This window comes from Pseudomonas sp. JAI120 (assembly GCF_014207255.1).
Lineage (GTDB): Bacteria > Pseudomonadota > Gammaproteobacteria > Pseudomonadales > Pseudomonadaceae > Aquipseudomonas.
In genome coordinates, this window is sequence record NZ_JACHCZ010000015.1 from 1 (window position 1) to 1,364 (window position 1,364).

A 1,364-nucleotide genomic window follows, 5' to 3' on the forward strand; every position below is an offset into this window, starting at 1 on the left:
ATGAAATCGCTCATTGGCGCCCTGGCAATCATGTCCCTGACCGCGGGAGCGAGTCATGCCGCAGTCTCCCCGCAGGAAGCTGCCGCACTCGGCAAGACCCTGACGCCCTGGGGAGCCACGGTCGCCGGCAACGCAGCCGGTACTATTCCGGCCTATACCGGTGGCCTGCCGCCGTCCACCCATCCGGAGGGTTTTAAGTCCGACTCCGGCTTCTGGGCCAATCCCTATGCCAGTGACAAGCCGTTGTTCATCATCGACAACAAGAACGTCGCGCAGTACGCCGATCAGCTTTCCGAAGGTACTCAGGAACTGATTAAGCGCTTCCCGGGCAGTTACACCGTCACGGTCTATCCGAGCCGACGCAGTGCCCGCTACCCCGACTGGGTCAACCAAAATAGCATTGCCAATGCCAGCCGCTGCAAGACCATCGACGATGGTCTTGCCGTGGAAGGCTGTTTCGGTGGGGTGCCGTTCCCGACCCCGAAAACCGGCCACGAAGTGGTCTGGAATGCACAGTTGCATTACCGCGGCGCATCACTCCTGTTGACGGGCCAAGGCTGGTATGTCGACGCCAAGGGCAGCAAGGTACTGACCAACGGCACCAGTGCGGCCACCGATTCGCAGTACTACAACAAGGCATTGGATGTCGATAAGTTCGCTTCGCTGGGGCTTTACCAGACGTTCCTGAACATCTACACCGCACCGGCACGCAATGTCGGAGAAGGCAATCTGATCAGGTACTACGTCAACCCCAACAAGAATCCCAACGCGACCTGGAACTACTCCCCTGGCCAGCGGCGTGTCCGTCGTGCACCGGATGCCGAATACGACTTTCCTGTATCGACTTCTGGCGGTGCCATGCTTTACGACGAGATCTACATGTTCTCCGGCAAGCAGGACCGGTATGACATGAAATATCTGGGCGTAAAGGAAATGATCATCCCCTACAACAATTACGACTGGGCGCAGACCACTCCGGCCAACCTGCTGGCCGACAAGCACCCCAATCCTACGGTTATGCGCTGGGAACTGCATCGCGTGCATGTGGTCGAGCTCACTCTGAAGCCAGGCATGCGTCACGTACAGCCCAAGCGTCGCTTGTACTACGACGAGGACATTCTGGCTGCCGGGATGTCAGACGGCTGGGACGCCTCTGGCAAGCTGGCAAAGTCGATCTTCCTGCCGTCTTACCAAATGTACGACAAGCAAATTCCGTTCGCCTCGCCGTTCTGGATCTACGACTTTGCCACCGGAGTCTACTATCACTCCTCCATTTCTGCCGGGACCAAGGGGGTGAAGGTGTTCGACGAGCTGAAACCGCTGACGTTCTTTACGCCTGAGTCTCTTGCGCGACAGTCTCAGCG

General features: G+C 58.3%; 1 protein-coding gene. It reads left to right on the plus strand.

Annotation, left to right across the window (positions count from 1 at the left end):
• The coding region (locus HDC32_RS31835; RefSeq protein WP_145338893.1) for a DUF1329 domain-containing protein at window positions 1-1,364 on the plus strand (1,364 nt) is incomplete at both ends.